We start from the raw sequence: 17,173 nt of genomic DNA, 5'->3' as shown, positions 1-17,173 counted from the left end.
AAAAAATGTCTCGTGTTGCTAAAGCACCGGTCGTTGTTCCTGCCGGCGTTGATGTCAAAATCAACGGTCAGGTTATTACGATCAAAGGTAAAAACGGCGAGCTGACTCGTACTCTCAACGATGCTGTTGAAGTTAAACATGCAGATAATGCACTGACCTTCGGTCCGCGTGATGGTTACGCAGACGGTTGGGCACAGGCTGGTACCGCGCGTGCCCTGCTGAACTCAATGGTTATCGGTGTTACCGAAGGCTTCACTAAGAAGCTGCAGCTGGTTGGTGTAGGTTATCGTGCAGCGGTTAAAGGGAATGTAGTAAACCTGTCTTTAGGTTTCTCTCACCCGGTTGACCATCAGCTGCCGGCAGGTATCACTGCTGAATGTCCGACTCAAACTGAAATCGTGCTGAAAGGCGCTGATAAGCAGGTGATCGGCCAGGTTGCAGCAGATCTGCGCGCCTACCGTCGTCCTGAGCCTTACAAAGGCAAGGGTGTTCGTTACGCCGACGAAGTCGTGCGTACCAAAGAGGCTAAGAAGAAGTAAGGTAACACTATGGATAAGAAATCTGCTCGTATCCGTCGTGCGACCCGCGCACGCCGCAAGCTCAAAGAGCTGGGCGCAACTCGCCTGGTGGTACATCGTACCCCGCGTCATATTTACGCACAGGTAATTGCACCGAACGGTTCTGAAGTTCTGGTAGCTGCTTCTACTGTAGAAAAAGCTATCGCTGAACAACTGAAGTACACCGGTAACAAAGACGCGGCTGCAGCTGTGGGTAAAGCTGTCGCTGAACGCGCTCTGGAAAAAGGCATCAAAGATGTGTCCTTTGACCGTTCCGGGTTCCAATATCATGGTCGTGTCCAGGCACTGGCAGATGCTGCCCGTGAAGCTGGCCTTCAGTTCTAAGGTAGAGGTGTAAGATGGCTCACATCGAAAAACAAGCTGGCGAACTGCAGGAAAAGCTGATCGCGGTAAACCGCGTATCTAAAACCGTTAAAGGTGGTCGTATTTTCTCCTTCACAGCTCTGACTGTAGTAGGCGATGGTAACGGTCGCGTAGGTTTTGGTTACGGTAAAGCGCGTGAAGTTCCAGCAGCGATCCAGAAAGCGATGGAAAAAGCCCGTCGCAATATGATTAACGTCGCGCTGAACAACGGCACCCTGCAGCACCCGGTTAAAGGTGTTCACACGGGGTCTCGTGTATTCATGCAGCCAGCTTCCGAAGGTACCGGTATCATCGCCGGTGGTGCAATGCGCGCCGTTCTGGAAGTTGCTGGGGTTCATAACGTTCTGGCTAAAGCATACGGTTCCACCAACCCGATCAACGTGGTTCGTGCAACTATTGATGGCCTGGAAAATATGAATTCTCCAGAAATGGTCGCTGCCAAGCGTGGTAAATCCGTTGAAGAAATTCTGGGGAAATAAACCATGGCAAAGACTATTAAAATTACTCAAACCCGCAGTGCAATCGGTCGTCTGCCGAAACACAAGGCAACGCTGCTTGGCCTGGGTCTGCGTCGTATTGGCCACACCGTAGAGCGCGAGGATACTCCTGCTGTTCGTGGTATGGTCAACGCGGTTTCCTTCATGGTTAAAGTTGAGGAGTAAGAGATGCGTTTAAATACTCTGTCTCCGGCCGAAGGCTCCAAAAAGGCGGGTAAACGCCTGGGTCGTGGTATCGGTTCTGGCCTCGGTAAAACCGGTGGTCGTGGTCACAAAGGTCAGAAGTCTCGTTCTGGCGGTGGCGTACGTCGCGGTTTTGAGGGTGGTCAGATGCCTCTGTACCGTCGTCTGCCGAAATTCGGCTTCACTTCTCGCAAAGCAGCGATTACAGCCGAAGTTCGTCTGTCTGACCTGGCGAAAGTAGAAGGCGGCGTTGTAGACCTGAACACGCTGAAAGCGGCAAACATTATCGGTATCCAGATCGAGTTCGCGAAAGTGATCCTGGCTGGCGAAGTCACTACTCCGGTAACTGTTCGTGGCCTGCGTGTTACTAAAGGCGCTCGTGCTGCTATCGAAGCTGCTGGCGGTAAAATCGAGGAATAAGTAGCAGATGGCTAAACAACCGGGATTAGATTTTCAAAGTGCCAAAGGTGGCTTAGGTGAGCTGAAACGCAGACTGCTGTTTGTTATCGGCGCGCTGATTGTGTTCCGTATTGGCTCTTTTATTCCGATCCCTGGTATTGATGCCGCTGTACTTGCCAAACTGCTTGAGCAACAGCGAGGCACCATCATTGAAATGTTCAACATGTTCTCTGGTGGTGCTCTCAGCCGTGCTTCTATCTTTGCCCTGGGGATCATGCCGTATATTTCGGCGTCGATCATTATCCAGCTGTTGACGGTGGTTCATCCAACGCTGGCAGAAATTAAGAAAGAAGGGGAGTCTGGTCGTCGTAAGATCAGCCAGTACACCCGTTACGGTACTCTGGTGCTGGCGATATTCCAGTCGATCGGTATTGCTACCGGTTTGCCGAATATGCCTGGTATGCAGGGCCTGGTGATGAATCCAGGCTTTGCATTCTATTTCACCGCTGTTGTAAGTCTGGTTACAGGAACCATGTTCCTGATGTGGCTCGGCGAACAGATTACTGAGCGCGGTATCGGTAACGGTATCTCAATCATCATCTTCGCTGGTATCGTTGCGGGACTCCCGCCAGCCATTGCCCATACTATCGAGCAAGCGCGTCAAGGCGACCTGCACTTCCTCGTGTTGCTGTTGGTTGCAGTATTAGTATTTGCAGTGACGTTCTTTGTAGTATTCGTTGAACGTGGTCAACGCCGTATTGTGGTAAACTACGCCAAACGTCAGCAAGGTCGTCGTGTCTATGCTGCACAGAGCACACATTTACCGCTGAAAGTGAATATGGCGGGGGTAATCCCGGCAATCTTCGCTTCCAGTATTATTCTGTTCCCGGCGACCATCGCGTCATGGTTCGGGGGCGGTACTGGTTGGAACTGGCTGACAACAATTTCGCTGTATTTGCAGCCTGGGCAACCGCTTTATGTGTTACTCTATGCGTCTGCAATCATCTTCTTCTGTTTCTTCTACACGGCGTTGGTTTTCAACCCGCGTGAAACAGCAGATAACCTGAAGAAGTCCGGTGCATTTGTACCAGGAATTCGTCCGGGAGAGCAAACGGCGAAGTATATCGATAAAGTAATGACCCGCCTGACCCTGGTTGGTGCGCTGTATATTACCTTTATCTGCCTGATCCCGGAGTTCATGCGTGATGCAATGAAAGTGCCGTTCTACTTCGGTGGGACCTCACTGCTTATCGTTGTTGTCGTGATTATGGACTTTATGGCTCAAGTGCAAACTCTGATGATGTCCAGTCAGTATGAGTCTGCATTGAAGAAGGCGAACCTGAAAGGCTACGGCCGTTAATTGGTCGCCTGAGAAGTTACGGAGAGTAAAAATGAAAGTTCGTGCTTCCGTCAAGAAATTATGCCGTAACTGCAAAATCGTTAAGCGTGATGGTGTCATCCGTGTGATTTGCAGTGCCGAGCCGAAGCATAAACAGCGCCAAGGCTGATTTTTTCGCATATTTTTCTTGCAAAGTTGGGTTGAGCTGGCTAGATTAGCCAGCCAATCTTTTGTATGTCTGTACGTTTCCATTTGAGTATCCTGAAAACGGGCTTTTCAGCATGGTACGTACATATTAAATAGTAGGAGTGCATAGTGGCCCGTATAGCAGGCATTAACATTCCTGATCAGAAACACGCCGTGATCGCGTTAACTTCGATCTACGGTGTCGGCAAGACCCGTTCTAAAGCCATCCTGGCTGCAGCGGGTATCGCTGAAAATGTTAAGATCAGTGAGCTGTCTGAAGAACAAATCGACACGCTGCGTGACGAAGTTGCCAAATTTGTCGTTGAAGGTGATCTGCGCCGTGAAATCAGCATGAGCATCAAGCGCCTGATGGATCTTGGTTGCTATCGCGGTTTGCGTCATCGTCGTGGTCTCCCGGTTCGCGGTCAGCGTACCAAGACCAACGCTCGTACCCGTAAGGGTCCGCGCAAACCGATCAAGAAATAATCGGGGTGATTGAATAATGGCAAAGGCACCAGTTCGCGCACGTAAACGTGTAAGAAAACAAGTCTCTGACGGCGTGGCTCATATCCATGCTTCTTTCAACAACACCATCGTGACTATTACCGATCGTCAGGGTAATGCGCTGGGTTGGGCAACAGCCGGTGGTTCCGGTTTCCGTGGTTCTCGCAAATCCACTCCGTTTGCAGCTCAGGTTGCAGCAGAGCGTTGCGCTGACGCCGTGAAAGAATACGGTATCAAGAATCTGGAAGTTATGGTTAAAGGTCCGGGTCCAGGCCGCGAATCTACTATTCGTGCTCTGAACGCCGCTGGTTTCCGCATCACTAATATTACTGATGTGACTCCGATCCCTCATAACGGTTGTCGTCCGCCGAAAAAACGTCGCGTATAACGCTTCGTTTTCCAGGTTAGTTGGAGAAAGAAAATGGCAAGATATTTGGGTCCTAAGCTCAAGCTGAGCCGTCGTGAGGGCACCGACTTATTCCTTAAGTCTGGCGTTCGCGCGATCGATACCAAGTGTAAAATTGAACAAGCTCCTGGCCAGCACGGTGCGCGTAAGCCGCGTCTGTCTGACTATGGTGTGCAGTTGCGTGAAAAGCAAAAAGTTCGCCGCATTTACGGTGTGCTGGAGCGTCAGTTCCGTAACTACTACAAAGAAGCAGCACGTCTGAAAGGCAACACCGGTGAAAACCTGTTGGCTCTGCTGGAAGGTCGTCTGGACAACGTTGTATACCGTATGGGCTTCGGCGCCACTCGTGCAGAAGCACGTCAGCTGGTTAGCCATAAAGCAATTATGGTAAACGGTCGTGTTGTTAACATCGCTTCTTATCAGGTTAGTCCGAATGACGTTGTTAGCATTCGTGAGAAAGCGAAGAAGCAGTCTCGCGTGAAAGCCGCTCTGGAGCTGGCTGAGCAGCGTGAAAAGCCAACCTGGCTGGAAGTTGATGCTGGCAAGATGGAAGGTACGTACAAGCGTAAGCCTGAGCGTTCTGATCTGTCTGCGGACATTAACGAACACCTGATCGTCGAGCTTTACTCCAAGTAAAGCTTAGTACCAAAGAGAGGACACAATGCAGGGTTCTGTGACAGAGTTTCTAAAACCGCGCCTGGTAGATATCGAGCAAGTGAGTTCGACGCACGCCAAGGTGACCCTTGAGCCTTTAGAGCGTGGCTTCGGCCATACTCTGGGTAACGCACTGCGCCGTATTCTGCTCTCATCGATGCCGGGTTGCGCGGTGACCGAGGTTGAGATTGATGGTGTACTACATGAGTACAGCACCAAAGAAGGCGTTCAGGAAGACATCCTGGAAATCCTGCTCAACCTGAAAGGGCTGGCGGTGAGAGTTCAGGGTAAAGATGAAGTTATTCTTACCTTGAATAAATCTGGCATTGGCCCTGTGACTGCAGCCGATATCACCCATGATGGGGATGTCGAAATCGTCAAGCCGCAGCACGTGATCTGCCACCTGACCGATGAAAACGCGTCTATTAGTATGCGTATCAAAGTTCAGCGCGGTCGTGGTTATGTGCCGGCTTCTACCCGAATTCATTCGGAAGAAGATGAGCGCCCAATCGGCCGTCTGCTGGTCGACGCCTGCTACAGCCCTGTAGAGCGTATTGCCTACAATGTTGAAGCAGCGCGTGTAGAACAGCGTACCGACCTGGACAAGCTGGTCATCGAAATGGAAACCAACGGCACAATCGATCCTGAAGAGGCGATTCGTCGTGCGGCAACCATCCTGGCTGAACAACTGGAAGCTTTCGTTGATTTACGTGATGTACGTCAACCGGAAGTGAAAGAAGAGAAACCAGAATTCGATCCGATCCTGCTGCGCCCTGTTGACGATCTGGAATTGACTGTCCGCTCTGCTAACTGCCTCAAGGCAGAAGCTATCCACTATATCGGTGATCTGGTACAGCGTACCGAGGTTGAGCTTCTTAAGACGCCTAACCTGGGTAAAAAATCTCTTACCGAGATTAAAGACGTGCTGGCTTCCCGTGGACTGTCTCTGGGTATGCGCCTGGAAAACTGGCCACCGGCAAGCATCGCTGACGAGTAACCGGATCACAGGTTAAGGTTTTACTGAGAAGGATAAGGTCATGCGCCATCGTAAGAGTGGTCGTCAACTGAACCGCAACAGCAGCCATCGCCAGGCTATGTTCCGCAACATGGCAGGTTCACTGGTTCGTCATGAAATCATCAAGACGACCCTGCCTAAAGCGAAAGAGCTGCGTCGCGTAGTTGAGCCGCTGATTACTCTTGCCAAGACTGATAGCGTTGCTAATCGTCGTCTGGCATTCGCCCGTACTCGTGATAACGAGATCGTGGCAAAACTGTTTAACGAGCTGGGCCCGCGTTTCGCGAGCCGCGCCGGTGGTTACACTCGCATTCTGAAGTGTGGCTTCCGTGCAGGCGACAACGCGCCGATGGCATACATCGAGCTGGTTGATCGTTCAGAGAAAACAGAAGCTGCTGCAGAGTAATCTGTAGTAACGTAAAAAAACCCGCTTCGGCGGGTTTTTTTATACCCTCCTGAACCCCATGTATCTACAATAATTGTATTCTTTTCGTTCAATCCCTGGAGCGACGTATGTGGTTACTTGACCAGTGGGCAGAGCGTCATATTATCGAGGCACAGCGTAAAGGCGAGTTTGATAATCTGCCTGGCCGCGGCGAGCCGCTTATTCTGGATGATGATTCTCATGTGCCGGCGGAACTTCGTGCGGGTTATCGCTTACTCAAGAATGCGGGCTGTCTTCCCCCTGAACTGGAGCAGCGCAGAGACGCTATTCAGTTACTTGATATCCTCAACAGTATCCGGGAAGATGACCCTCGATACCATCAGGTTAGTCGCCAGCTCTCGCTGCTTGAACTAAAACTTCGGCAGGCTGGGTTGAGTACCGACTTTTTACACGGTGAGTATGCAGAAAAACTGCTGCATAAAATCAACGATAATTAACGGAGCTTGTATGTATCGCATTGGTGAGCTGGCAAAGCTGGCAGACGTAACGCCTGATACCATTCGCTACTATGAAAAACAGCAGATGATGGATCATGAGGTACGTACTGAAGGCGGGTTTCGTCTGTATACCGAAAACGATCTGCAGCGTCTCAAATTTATTCGTTATGCGCGACAGTTGGGTTTCACGCTCGACTCGATCCGCGAACTTTTATCGATCCGAATTGATCCTGAGCACCATACCTGTCAGGAGTCAAAAAGTATTGTGCAAGAGCGATTGCAGGAGGTTGAAGCCAGGATTGCGGAACTGCAAACGATGCAGCGTTCGTTACAAAGGCTTAATGATGCTTGTTGCGGAACGGCCCACAGTAGCGTCTATTGTTCCATTCTGGAAGCCCTGGAGCAGGGGGCCAGTGGAGCGAAATCAGGATGTTGATTTATTGAACCGGCGGGGCTACACTCGCGCCGTTAATTTATACAATCGGGAGACATTATGAGTCGTTATCAACATAAGAAAGGGCAGATAAAGGACAATGCCATTGAGGCATTACTGCATGATCCACTGTTCAGGCAACGCGTTGAAAAAAATAAGAAAGGCAAAGGAAGTTATCTGCGTAAAGGTAAACACGGTAATCGAGGGAACTGGGAGGCCAGTGGCAAGAAAGTAAGTGACTTTTTTACCACTGGCCTTCTGCTTATTAAGAACGGTTATTTTGTTCTTTCAGCAGATCGCGGATTTCGCCCAATAACACTTCCTCTTTAGAAGGCGCTGGCGGAGCTGCCGGCTCTTCTGCTTTTTTACGGTTGAGTCTGTTGATAAGCTTAATGGCAACAAAGATAGCAAAGGCCACAATCACAAAATCAAATACGTTCTGGATAAACACGCCGTAATGCATGACGACCGCCGGAATATCTCCCTGCGCTTCGCGTAACGTAAAAGCAAATTGTTTAAAGTCGATCCCGCCGATTAACAATCCCAACGGCGGCATAATGATATCGGCAACCAGTGAAGAAACAATCTTACCGAATGCCGCGCCAATAATGACACCCACTGCCAAATCCACAACATTCCCGCGCATCGCGAATTCGCGAAATTCTTTAATAAAACTCATTTTTATTCTCCCTATGCAGCTGACGTTATAAGTTTAACAAATGCTAAGGCATTTTCCATTTACGGCTTCTGTTTAGCGAAATAAATTAAACCTTGATAAATAAAGGGAATTAAAAAGGGCGCTGAATGAGCGCCCCTTAAATTAGAGGAAGAAAGGACTTGGCTGGAACAGACGTTCGACGTCGGTAATAAACTTTTTATCGGTCAAAAACATAATGACGTGATCGCCTTGTTCAATGCGCAAATTGTCATTAGCAATCATGACATCATTACCGCGAACGACCGCGCCAATAATGGTGCCTGGCGGCAGTTTAATTTCGTCAATGACGCGGCCAACCACGCGGGAAGTGCTTTCATCGCCGTGCGCGACGGCTTCGATGGCTTCGGCAACCCCGCGACGTAGTGAGGAAACGCCGACGATATCTGCTTTACGCACATGGCTCAGTAATGCAGAGATGGTGGCCTGCTGCGGAGAAATCGCAATATCTATAACGCTACCCTGCACAAGATCGACATAAGCTCGACGCTGAATCAGCACCATCACTTTTTTGGCACCCATCCGCTTAGCCAACATCGCGGACATGATATTGGCTTCATCATCGTTAGTGACCGCGATAAAGAGATCGACCTGATCAATATGCTCCTCCGCCAGCAATTCCTGATCGGAAGCGTCGCCAAAAAAGACGATCGTGTTTTGCAGTTTCTCAGCCAGTTCTGCGGCGCGTTGTTGATCGCGTTCGATCAATTTAACGCTATAGTCTTTTTCCAGACGCCTTGCCAGCCCGGCGCCGATATTGCCGCCGCCCACCAGCATGATGCGCTTGTAGGGTTTTTCCAGACGCTGTAATTCGCTCATTACTGCACGGATATGCTGTGAAGCCGCAATAAAGAAGACTTCATCCCCTGCTTCCACGATAGTCGAGCCCTGAGGACGGATTGGTCTGTCATGGCGGAAAATTGCGGCAACGCGGGTATCGATATGCGGCATATGCTCTCGCATTGTCGAGAGCGCGTTACCTATTAGTGGACCGCCATAGTAGGCTTTTACTACTGCCAGACTGACTTTCCCTTCGGCAAAGTTTACAACCTGTAATGCTCCTGGATACTCGATCAGACGATAAATATTATCGATAACCAACTGCTCCGGCGCTATCAGATGATCAATCGGAACCGCTTCAGAATGAAAGAGTTTATCCGCATCGCGAACATAGTCCGGGGAGCGAATGCGGGCGATACGGTTTGGAGTGTTGAAGAGTGAATAGGCTACCTGACAGGCAACCATATTAGTTTCATCTGAACTGGTGACAGCGACCAGCATATCCGCATCGTCAGCGCCCGCTTCGCGCAACACGCGGGGATGCGAACCATGCCCCTGAACTACGCGTAGATCGAACTTATCTTGCAAACTGCGTAACCGTTCGCCGTTGGTATCAACCACCGTGATGTCGTTGTTTTCGCCGACCAGGTTTTCCGCCAGTGTTCCGCCAACTTGCCCTGCGCCCAGTATGATAATTTTCATCAGTCGTGGCCCGTTATCTCATCACTTCTTGATTAGCTTAGCGTAAAAGAACCCATCACCTTCTTCACCGCCCGGCAGATTTTGCTGTCCTGGCTGATCAGGTGTTCCCGTTTTGCTGAGTGCGGCATCGGGAGTGCGTTGCAAAAAGGCTTTGATCTGCTCGCGGTTTTCTTCCGGCAGTACGGAGCAGGTGGCGTAAACCAGCGTCCCGCCGGGCTTCAGGCGCGGCCAGACGGCATTAAGAATTTCCGCCTGTAATTGCGCCAGTTCCGCGATATCGCGATCGCGACGCAGCCATTTGATATCTGGATGACGGCGAATGACGCCGGTTGCGGAGCAGGGCGCATCCAGCAGAATACGGTCAAACTGCTGCTCGCCGCACCATTGGGCGGGATAACGTCCATCCCCTTGTTTAACTGTCGCTTTCATCCCAAGACGCTTTAGGTTGTCGTAAACGCGGGAGAGCCGTTGTTCATCAATATCAACCGCCAACACGTCTGCTTCGGGGGCCACTTCGAGAATATGCGTGGTTTTACCGCCGGGCGCGGCGCACAAGTCTAAAATGTGCTCACCGTTCTGAGGAGCGAGAAAAACCGCACATCCCTGCGCAGAGGCATCCTGGACAGTTACCCAACCCTCAGCAAAACCGGGTAAAGCATGTACCGGAGCTGGCGTTTCCAGACGTACAGCGTCGGGATAATCGGGATGCGGATATCCCTTCATGCCTGCGTCTTCAAGTAAGCCAAGCCAACCGTCGCGGGTGTGGTGTGTACGATTTACACGTAGCCACATCGGTGGACGCTGGTTATTCGCTTCAATAATGCGTTGCCACTGTGTGGGGTAGGCATTTTGCAAACGCTTTACCAGCCAACCTGGATGTAAAAAGCGCGCATCGCTGGTCGCAAACTCATTAAGCAACGTTTCCTGCTGGCGCTGGAACTGGCGCAGGACGCCGTTAATTAACCCTTTCAACTGCGGACGTTTGATGGCGACCGCGCCTTCAACGGTTTCAGCCAGCGCCGCATGGGGAGGGACGCGGGTGTACAGCAACTGATAAAAGCCGACCATAATTAAGTAATGCACAGTACGCTGCTTGCCGGTCATTGGACGAGACATCAGCTTATTGATCAGCCATTCCAGCTGTGAAAGGGTGCGCAGGACGCCAAAGCACAGCTCCTGAAGTAGCGCTTTGTCTTTATCGGCGACTTTTTGTTGCAGCGGCGGGAGCACATTACTTAATGATTGTCCCTGCTCGACGACCTGTTCAACGGCCTGTGCTGCCAGACTACGTAAATTGTTTTGTTTTTTCATATGTATAAAATAAAAATGCCCGGTAACACCGGGCTTATAAAGGCGTGACCGTCAGGCAAGACGGTTACCAGGAATAAACCATTCCCGGCGTGAATTTAACAGATCCTGGGCGCTCATCGCTTTTTTGCCGGCAGGCTGAAGCGAAAGCAAATTTAATATCCCCTTGCCTGTTGCAACCTGAATGCCCTGTTTCGTCGCGGCCAGAATAGTTCCCGGCAGCGACTGCGTGGCGTCCTCAATGACGGACGCCTGCCAGACTTTTACCGGCTGACCGTCGATTTCCAGCCAGCTCATTGGCCACGGATTAAAGGCGCGAATGCAACGCTCCAGCTGTGCTGCGGAGAGAGACCAGTCAATACGCGCTTCTTCTTTACTGAGCTTTTCCGCATGAGTGACCAGCGCTTCATTCTGCGCTTCAGGCGTCGCTGTGCCGTCCGCCAGTTGTTTTAGTGTGGTAATTAACCCCTGCGGGCCAAGTTCAGCCAACTTATTATACAGTGAGCCACTGGTATCTTCTGCGGTAATCGGGCACGCAAGTTTATACAGCATGTCGCCGGTATCCAGCCCTACATCCATCTGCATAATTGTGACGCCGGTTTCCGCATCGCCTGCCCAGAGTGAGCGCTGAATAGGCGCCGCGCCGCGCCAGCGTGGAAGCAGCGAACCGTGAACGTTGATACATCCGAGACGGGGCATATCCAGCACTGCCTTTGGGAGAATCAGACCATATGCTACGACAACCATGACGTCGGCATGTAAGTCAGCAACCAGATGCTGGTTTTCCTGAGGACGAAGCGACACGGGCTGGAAAACGGGCAGGCCTTTTTCTTCCGCCAGCACTTTTACCTGGCTGGGCATCAACTTTTTGCCGCGACCTGCTGGACGATCGGGTTGGGTAAATACGCCGACAACGTTATGTCCAGAAGTTAACAGCGCGTCGAGATGACGCGCTGCAAAGTCAGGTGTACCCGCAAAAATAATACGTAGTGAATCTGACACGTTGGTTCTTGTCCTTTAAGCCCGGGCGTTCAGGCGGTCGAGTTTTTCTACTTTCTGACGAATACGTTGTTGCTTCAGCGGCGACAAATAATCGATAAACAGTTTACCGACCAGGTGATCCATCTCATGCTGAATGCAGATTGCCAGTAAACCATCCGCTTCAAGCTCAAACGGGTTGCCGTCGCGATCCAGCGCGCGGATTTTCACTTTCTCGGCGCGCGGCACTAAAGCGCGCTGTTCCGGAATCGACAGACAGCCTTCTTCTATACCCGTTTCGCCACTTTTCTCCAGCAATTCCGGGTTAATGAGTACCAGGCGCTCGTCGCGGTTTTCCGAAACGTCAATCACGATGATTCGCTGGTGGATATCGACCTGCGTTGCAGCCAGACCGATACCTTCTTCGGCGTACATCGTTTCGAACATATCATCGACGATACGCTGAATTTCTGCATTCACTTCTTCAACCGGCTTTGCGACTTTGCGAAGGCGCTCGTCCGGAATATGTAACACTTGCAAAACTGACATAATTATCCAGAGTTGTGTTCAGGAGTTGAAAAGATTATTACCTCTATTCTAGACAAATCCCCACCTGATTGACAGCATCAGTGACCAATCGCAAAGATTGTTCAGACTGCTTGTGGCAGGGGAGGGAAAGGATGGCCCGTACCGAAATTTGGTTACGTTTAATGTACGTCGGCGACCTTTATGGCGAGGCGATGTTGAACATGGCGAATTCGCTTATTCGCCAGCCTCAGATAAATCGCACGCACCTTCAGGAGGCTGGTCTTACCGCGCGGCAAGCTGAACGTTTTTTACAGCTTCCAGCAGGTGTGCTTGATGAGACATTACGCTGGCTTGAACTACCGCAGCACCATTTTCTGTGTGCGGATAGTGAGATTTATCCTCCCCAACTGCGTGCTATTGACGATTATCCCGGCGCTATTTTTATTGACGGCGATCCTGCCTGTCTGCATACCTGCCAGCTTGCCGTCGTAGGAAGCCGGAGCCACTCCTGGTATGGAGAACGCTGGGGACGTCTGCTTTGCGAAAGCCTTGCGAAAAGCGGTTTGACGATCACCAGCGGCCTTGCCCGGGGAATTGATGGCGTAGCACACAACGCCGCGGTGAGTATGGGGGGAAAAAGTGTAGCGGTGTTAGGGAATGGTTTGGCAAAGATTTATCCTCGCCGACATGCCGTGCTGGCTGAAAACTTGATTGCCACCGGCGGCGCAGTGGTCTCAGAATTTCCGCTTTCAACGCCTCCGCTACCGCAAAATTTTCCTCGTAGAAACCGTATCATCAGCGGACTGAGCAAAGGCGTGCTGGTGATTGAGGCGGCGTTGCGCAGCGGTTCGTTGGTGACGGCGCGCTGCGCGCTTGAACAGGGGCGGGACGTTTTTGCATTACCAGGCCCTATCGGTAGTCCGGGAAGCGAAGGCACGCACTGGTTAATTAAACAAGGGGCCACGCTTGTGACGACGCCGGAGGATATTCTGGAAAATTTGCAATACGGCTTACACTGGTTGCCAACTACGGCGGAAAATTCACTTTATTCACTAAATCAGGATGAGGCGGCATTGCCATTTCCTGAGCTCCTGGCTAACGTAGGAGATGAGGTAACACCTGTTGACGTCGTCGCTGAACGTGCCGGCCAACCTGTGCCAGCGGTAGTGGCTCAGCTACTCGAACTGGAGTTAGCAGGATGGATCGCAGCTGTACCCGGCGGCTATGTCCGATTAAGGAGGGCAAGCCATGTTCGACGTACTAATGTATTTGTTTGAAACATACATCCATAACGAAGCCGAGCTGCGCGTGGATCAGGACAGACTGGAGCGTGATCTCACCGACGCCGGGTTTGATCGCGAAGACATCTACAATGCGCTGCTGTGGCTGGAAAAACTCGCTGACTATCAAGATGGCCTCGCGGAACCCATGCAACTTGCTTCCGACCCTCTTTCAATGCGCATTTATACGGTTGAAGAGTGTGAAAGGCTTGATGCCAGTTGCCGGGGGTTCCTGTTATTCCTTGAGCAGATTCAGGTGCTAAACCTCGAAACACGAGAAATGGTGATTGAGCGTGTGCTGGCGCTGGATACCGCAGAGTTTGACCTGGAAGACTTGAAATGGGTTATTTTGATGGTGTTATTCAACATTCCGGGCTGTGAAAACGCCTATCAGCAAATGGAAGAATTACTCTTTGAGGTAAATGAAGGTATGCTGCATTGATAGGTGTTAATGCTGCATGAGTGAATATGGCTAAATCAGCACTGTTTTCGGTGCGTAAAAATGAGCCCTGCCCGCAGTGCGGGGCCGAACTGGTAATTCGTTCCGGGAAACATGGTCCGTTTCTCGGCTGTTCTCGCTATCCGGAATGCGATTATGTTCGTCCGCTGAAAAGTCAGGCGGACGGACATATCGTTAAAATTCTGGAGGGGCAACTGTGTCCTGAGTGTGGCGCCGTACTGGTGCTGCGTCAGGGGCGCTTTGGCATGTTCATCGGATGCAGTCAGTATCCGCAATGTGAACATACAGTGGTTATTGATAAACCGGATGAAACGGCGATTGCCTGTCCAGCCTGCCAGCAAGGACATTTGGTCCAGCGCCGTTCTCGTTACGGTAAAATCTTTCATTCCTGCGATCGCTACCCGGAATGTCAGTTCGTCATTAACTTCACACCGGTTGCGGGGGAATGCCCCGAGTGCCATTATCCGCTACTCATCGAAAAGAAAACCGCGCAGGGCGTGAAGCGCTTTTGCGCCAGTAAACAATGTGGAAAGCCGGTTCCGGTGGAATAAACAAGTGAATAATAACCTGCCAACAGGATCTATCGTCGCAGCGGTAGATCTCCTGAATAAAGAAAATGTCATCGCTTATCCAACAGAAGCCGTTTTCGGCGTCGGCTGCGATCCCGATAGTGAAACAGCCGTTACGCGCCTGCTGGCGTTAAAACAACGGCCCGTCGATAAGGGACTCATTTTGATTGCCGCCAGCTTTGAGCAGTTAAAACCTTATATTGATGACAGCATACTTACCGCCGCACAGCGTAAAGCGGTATTTGATTGCTGGCCCGGGCCGGTAACGTTTGTTTTTCCTGCGCCCGCGACAACGCCGCGTTGGCTCACGGGACGTTTTGATTCCCTGGCCGTTCGTGTTACCAACCACCCGCTGGTGGTCGCGCTATGCAATGCGTATGGCAAACCGCTGGTTTCCACCAGCGCCAATCTGAGCGGATTACCGCCATGTCGTACCGTTGAAGAGGTACGTGCGCAATTTGGCGATGATTTTCCGGTGGTTGAAGGCGCAACGGGTGGGCGTTTAAATCCTTCAGAAATTCGCGATGCTCTGACGGGCGAACTGTTTCGACAGGGGTAATATGATGGAAACCTATGCTGTTTTTGGAAATCCGATTGCTCACAGCAAATCGCCATTTATTCATCAGCAATTTGCTCAGCAGCTAGATATTGTTCACCCCTATGGTCGCGTGCTGGCCCCTATTAATAATTTCATTAATACGCTTGATGCCTTTTTCGCGGCAGGGGGAAAAGGCGCAAACATCACAGTACCTTTTAAAGAGGAGGCGTTTGCGCGATCGGATGAGTTAACGGAACGAGCATCGCTGGCGGGAGCAGTCAATACATTAAAGCGGCTGGAAGATGGTCGTTTGCTTGGCGACAATACTGACGGTATCGGTTTATTAAGCGATCTCAAACGGTTAAATTTTATCCGCCCAGGATGGCGTATTTTGCTGATTGGCGCGGGCGGCGCATCCCGGGGCGTGCTGTTACCTCTGCTTTCTTTGGATTGCGCGGTCACTATCACTAACCGTACAGCTTCACGTGCCGAAGCGTTGGCGAAAATCTTTGCTCATACCGGCAGCGTTCATGCCACGGATATGGACAAGCTGGATGGTTGTGAGTTTGACCTGATTATTAATGCGACCTCCAGCGGCATACGGGGCGAAATCCCGGCGATTCCGGCGTCACTTATTCACCCTTCCCTCTGTTGCTATGACATGTTCTATCAAAAAGGGAATACGCCATTTCTCTCCTGGTGTGTACAACAGGGCGCAAAACGCTACGCAGATGGGCTGGGAATGCTGGTGGGGCAGGCTGCACATGCCGTTTTGCTTTGGCACGGTGTATTACCGCAGGTCGAGCCAGTGATTGAGCTGCTACAGCAGGAATTATTAGCGTGAACCAGGCCATACAATTTCCTGACCGCGAAGAATGGGATACTGCCGCCAGCGCTGTCATCTTTCCCGCCATGGTCAATGGGATGCAACTCACGTGTGCAATAAAAAAAGATGTACTGGCGTATCGCTTTGGTGGAGAAACAGCGGAGCAATGGCTGGCCATTTTTCGTGAGTATCGCTGGGACCTGGAAGAAGAGGCGGAAGCATTAATCCTGGCCCAGCAGGAAGACGATCACGGTTGGATATGGTTATCCTGAGAAAGATAGTCGTCTTTCCATTTTACATAGTTATTGGCGGAGTACTGCAGGCCCGATCTCTCAGCATCGCTTAGGGGGCGGATCTGTTTTACCGGACTGCCAAGATATAAATAGCCGCTTTCCAGCCGTTTGTGCTGCGGCACCAGGCTTCCCGCGCCAATCATTACGTCATCTTCTATTATCGCGCCATCCAGCACAATGGAGCCCATACCGACCAGTACGCGGTTACCGATGGTACAGCCGTGCAGCATAACTTTATGGCCAACGGTAACATCTTCGCCAATGATTAATGGGTTGCCGTGTGGATTGGATGGAGACTTGTGGGTTACGTGAAGAACGCTGCCATCCTGAATGTTCGTACGAGCCCCTATCGCAACGTAATTCACATCGCCGCGAATCACCACAAGCGGCCAGATCCCGACATCATCTGCCAGACGGACATCGCCAATAACCACGCTGCTGGTATCGATCATTACGCGCTGACCGATTTCAGGAAAAAGATCCTTATAAGGACGTAATGTGTCAGACATGTCTACCTCATCATAAATGAATAGTCATGAAGACTTTGGTTGCTTTAACGGCGTTGTGCAAGGGGAGATAGCATCAAAAAATCGCCACTTTGCGCAGGAATGGAGCGAAAGGGATGAAAAATCAACAAACAGAAAAAAAGATCCAAAAAACGCTTGTGCAAAAAAATGGGATCCCTATAATGCGCCTCCATCGACACGGCGGATGTGAATCACTTCACACAAACAGCCGGTCGGTTGAAGAGAAAAAT

At 51.0% G+C, this 17,173-nt stretch carries 26 protein-coding genes and 1 pseudogene; 21 read left to right on the top strand and 6 right to left on the bottom strand.

What is annotated here, in order from left to right:
• The first annotated feature begins 5 nt into the window (after window positions 1–5).
• From rplF to ACLJRH_RS06915, 15 genes and pseudogenes are all read left to right on the top strand, one after another.
• Window positions 6–539, top strand: coding sequence for a 50S ribosomal protein L6 (gene rplF, locus ACLJRH_RS06985; RefSeq protein WP_000091939.1), 534 nt, complete (start codon window positions 6–8; stop codon window positions 537–539).
• A gap of 9 nt (window positions 540–548) precedes the next feature.
• On the top strand, window positions 549–902 hold the full coding sequence (gene rplR, locus ACLJRH_RS06980; protein ID WP_000358956.1) for a 50S ribosomal protein L18: 354 nt from the start codon (window positions 549–551) through the stop codon (window positions 900–902).
• A 14-nt stretch (window positions 903–916) separates the two neighbouring features.
• On the top strand, window positions 917–1,420 hold the full coding sequence (gene rpsE / locus ACLJRH_RS06975) for a 30S ribosomal protein S5 (protein ID WP_000940121.1): 504 nt from the start codon (window positions 917–919) through the stop codon (window positions 1,418–1,420).
• Window positions 1,421–1,423: 3 nt separating this feature from the next.
• Complete coding sequence (gene rpmD / locus ACLJRH_RS06970) at window positions 1,424–1,603, top strand: 50S ribosomal protein L30 (RefSeq protein ID WP_001140434.1); 180 nt, start codon at window positions 1,424–1,426, stop codon at window positions 1,601–1,603.
• Between the two features lie 3 nt (window positions 1,604–1,606).
• Window positions 1,607–2,041, top strand: coding sequence for a 50S ribosomal protein L15 (rplO, locus tag ACLJRH_RS06965; protein WP_001238917.1), 435 nt, complete (start codon window positions 1,607–1,609; stop codon window positions 2,039–2,041).
• 7 nt (window positions 2,042–2,048) lie between these two features.
• Complete coding sequence (gene secY / locus ACLJRH_RS06960; RefSeq protein ID WP_001118864.1) at window positions 2,049–3,380, top strand: preprotein translocase subunit SecY; 1,332 nt, start codon at window positions 2,049–2,051, stop codon at window positions 3,378–3,380.
• Window positions 3,381–3,411: 31 nt separating this feature from the next.
• Entirely contained in the window at window positions 3,412–3,528 is a 117-nt protein-coding gene (rpmJ, locus tag ACLJRH_RS06955) for a 50S ribosomal protein L36 (RefSeq protein ID WP_000868187.1), read from the top strand.
• A gap of 146 nt (window positions 3,529–3,674) precedes the next feature.
• On the top strand, window positions 3,675–4,031 hold the full coding sequence (rpsM, locus tag ACLJRH_RS06950; protein WP_000090780.1) for a 30S ribosomal protein S13: 357 nt from the start codon (window positions 3,675–3,677) through the stop codon (window positions 4,029–4,031).
• Window positions 4,032–4,047: 16 nt separating this feature from the next.
• Window positions 4,048–4,437 carry a 30S ribosomal protein S11 gene (gene rpsK, locus ACLJRH_RS06945; protein ID WP_001029758.1) on the top strand — a complete coding sequence of 130 codons (390 nt, stop codon included), beginning with the start codon at window positions 4,048–4,050 and terminating at the stop codon, window positions 4,435–4,437.
• A gap of 33 nt (window positions 4,438–4,470) precedes the next feature.
• The gene (gene rpsD, locus ACLJRH_RS06940; protein ID WP_000135226.1) at window positions 4,471–5,091 is read left to right on the top strand and encodes a 30S ribosomal protein S4; all 621 of its coding nucleotides are present in this window, start codon (window positions 4,471–4,473) and stop codon (window positions 5,089–5,091) included.
• Between the two features lie 25 nt (window positions 5,092–5,116).
• A complete protein-coding gene (locus ACLJRH_RS06935; RefSeq protein WP_001162094.1) occupies window positions 5,117–6,106 on the top strand; it encodes a DNA-directed RNA polymerase subunit alpha in 990 nt (329 codons plus the stop codon).
• A 40-nt stretch (window positions 6,107–6,146) separates the two neighbouring features.
• Window positions 6,147–6,530, top strand: coding sequence for a 50S ribosomal protein L17 (gene rplQ, locus ACLJRH_RS06930; protein ID WP_001216370.1), 384 nt, complete (start codon window positions 6,147–6,149; stop codon window positions 6,528–6,530).
• 107 nt (window positions 6,531–6,637) lie between these two features.
• Window positions 6,638–7,006, top strand: coding sequence for a DUF1992 domain-containing protein (locus ACLJRH_RS06925; RefSeq protein WP_000266515.1), 369 nt, complete (start codon window positions 6,638–6,640; stop codon window positions 7,004–7,006).
• Window positions 7,007–7,016: 10 nt separating this feature from the next.
• A complete protein-coding gene (gene zntR / locus ACLJRH_RS06920; RefSeq protein WP_000285585.1) occupies window positions 7,017–7,442 on the top strand; it encodes a Zn(2+)-responsive transcriptional regulator in 426 nt (141 codons plus the stop codon).
• Window positions 7,443–7,499: 57 nt separating this feature from the next.
• Window positions 7,500–7,703 (top strand): annotated as a pseudogene (locus ACLJRH_RS06915) (alternative ribosome-rescue factor A); the annotation flags it as partial.
• 1 nt (window position 7,704) lies between these two features.
• Here ACLJRH_RS06915 and mscL read toward each other — a convergent pair.
• The 5 genes from mscL to def form a co-directional block, all read right to left on the bottom strand.
• Entirely contained in the window at window positions 7,705–8,118 is a 414-nt protein-coding gene (gene mscL, locus ACLJRH_RS06910) for a large-conductance mechanosensitive channel protein MscL (protein WP_000008119.1), read from the bottom strand.
• A gap of 141 nt (window positions 8,119–8,259) precedes the next feature.
• Window positions 8,260–9,636, bottom strand: coding sequence for a Trk system potassium transporter TrkA (trkA, locus tag ACLJRH_RS06905; protein WP_000691374.1), 1,377 nt, complete (start codon window positions 9,634–9,636; stop codon window positions 8,260–8,262).
• Between the two features lie 21 nt (window positions 9,637–9,657).
• Window positions 9,658–10,947: a 16S rRNA (cytosine(967)-C(5))-methyltransferase RsmB gene (gene rsmB / locus ACLJRH_RS06900; RefSeq protein ID WP_023136403.1), complete on the bottom strand. Its 1,290-nt coding sequence runs from the start codon at window positions 10,945–10,947 to the stop codon at window positions 9,658–9,660.
• Between the two features lie 51 nt (window positions 10,948–10,998).
• Window positions 10,999–11,946, bottom strand: a complete 948-nt coding sequence (fmt, locus tag ACLJRH_RS06895; RefSeq protein ID WP_001285176.1) for a methionyl-tRNA formyltransferase — start codon at window positions 11,944–11,946, stop codon at window positions 10,999–11,001.
• Window positions 11,947–11,961: 15 nt separating this feature from the next.
• Entirely contained in the window at window positions 11,962–12,471 is a 510-nt protein-coding gene (def, locus tag ACLJRH_RS06890) for a peptide deformylase (protein ID WP_000114987.1), read from the bottom strand.
• Window positions 12,472–12,602: 131 nt separating this feature from the next.
• Between def and dprA the strand changes: the two genes are divergently transcribed.
• From dprA to ACLJRH_RS06860, 6 genes are read left to right on the top strand one after another with little or no spacing between them, the layout of a single operon-like run.
• The gene (gene dprA / locus ACLJRH_RS06885) at window positions 12,603–13,727 is read left to right on the top strand and encodes a DNA-protecting protein DprA (protein ID WP_000124533.1); all 1,125 of its coding nucleotides are present in this window, start codon (window positions 12,603–12,605) and stop codon (window positions 13,725–13,727) included.
• The gene (smg, locus tag ACLJRH_RS06880) at window positions 13,699–14,172 is read left to right on the top strand and encodes a DUF494 family protein Smg (RefSeq protein WP_000460663.1); all 474 of its coding nucleotides are present in this window, start codon (window positions 13,699–13,701) and stop codon (window positions 14,170–14,172) included. The genes dprA and smg overlap by 29 nt, the downstream gene beginning before the upstream one ends.
• Before the next feature lie 26 nt (window positions 14,173–14,198).
• Entirely contained in the window at window positions 14,199–14,741 is a 543-nt protein-coding gene (locus ACLJRH_RS06875; protein ID WP_001129708.1) for a type I DNA topoisomerase, read from the top strand.
• A gap of 4 nt (window positions 14,742–14,745) precedes the next feature.
• Window positions 14,746–15,318 (top strand): L-threonylcarbamoyladenylate synthase type 1 TsaC, encoded by a 573-nt coding sequence (gene tsaC, locus ACLJRH_RS06870; RefSeq protein WP_001063621.1) that lies wholly within the window; start codon window positions 14,746–14,748, stop codon window positions 15,316–15,318.
• A gap of 4 nt (window positions 15,319–15,322) precedes the next feature.
• Window positions 15,323–16,141, top strand: a complete 819-nt coding sequence (gene aroE / locus ACLJRH_RS06865; RefSeq protein ID WP_000451205.1) for a shikimate dehydrogenase — start codon at window positions 15,323–15,325, stop codon at window positions 16,139–16,141.
• The gene (locus ACLJRH_RS06860) at window positions 16,138–16,395 is read left to right on the top strand and encodes a DUF1488 domain-containing protein (RefSeq protein WP_001070577.1); all 258 of its coding nucleotides are present in this window, start codon (window positions 16,138–16,140) and stop codon (window positions 16,393–16,395) included. The genes aroE and ACLJRH_RS06860 overlap by 4 nt, the downstream gene beginning before the upstream one ends.
• On the opposite strand, the gene ACLJRH_RS06855 is transcribed toward ACLJRH_RS06860, so the two are convergent.
• Window positions 16,371–16,925: a gamma carbonic anhydrase family protein gene (locus ACLJRH_RS06855; protein WP_001285635.1), complete on the bottom strand. Its 555-nt coding sequence runs from the start codon at window positions 16,923–16,925 to the stop codon at window positions 16,371–16,373. The two genes, ACLJRH_RS06860 and ACLJRH_RS06855, sit on opposite strands and share 25 nt — an antisense overlap.
• Window positions 16,926–17,173: the final 248 nt, after the last annotated feature.

This window comes from Salmonella sp. SAL04162, from assembly GCF_046551535.1.
Classification (GTDB): Bacteria; Pseudomonadota; Gammaproteobacteria; order Enterobacterales; family Enterobacteriaceae; genus Salmonella; species Salmonella enterica.
Note: the sequence above shows the minus strand (reverse complement) of the source record. Positions and strands in the feature narration are given on the sequence as shown.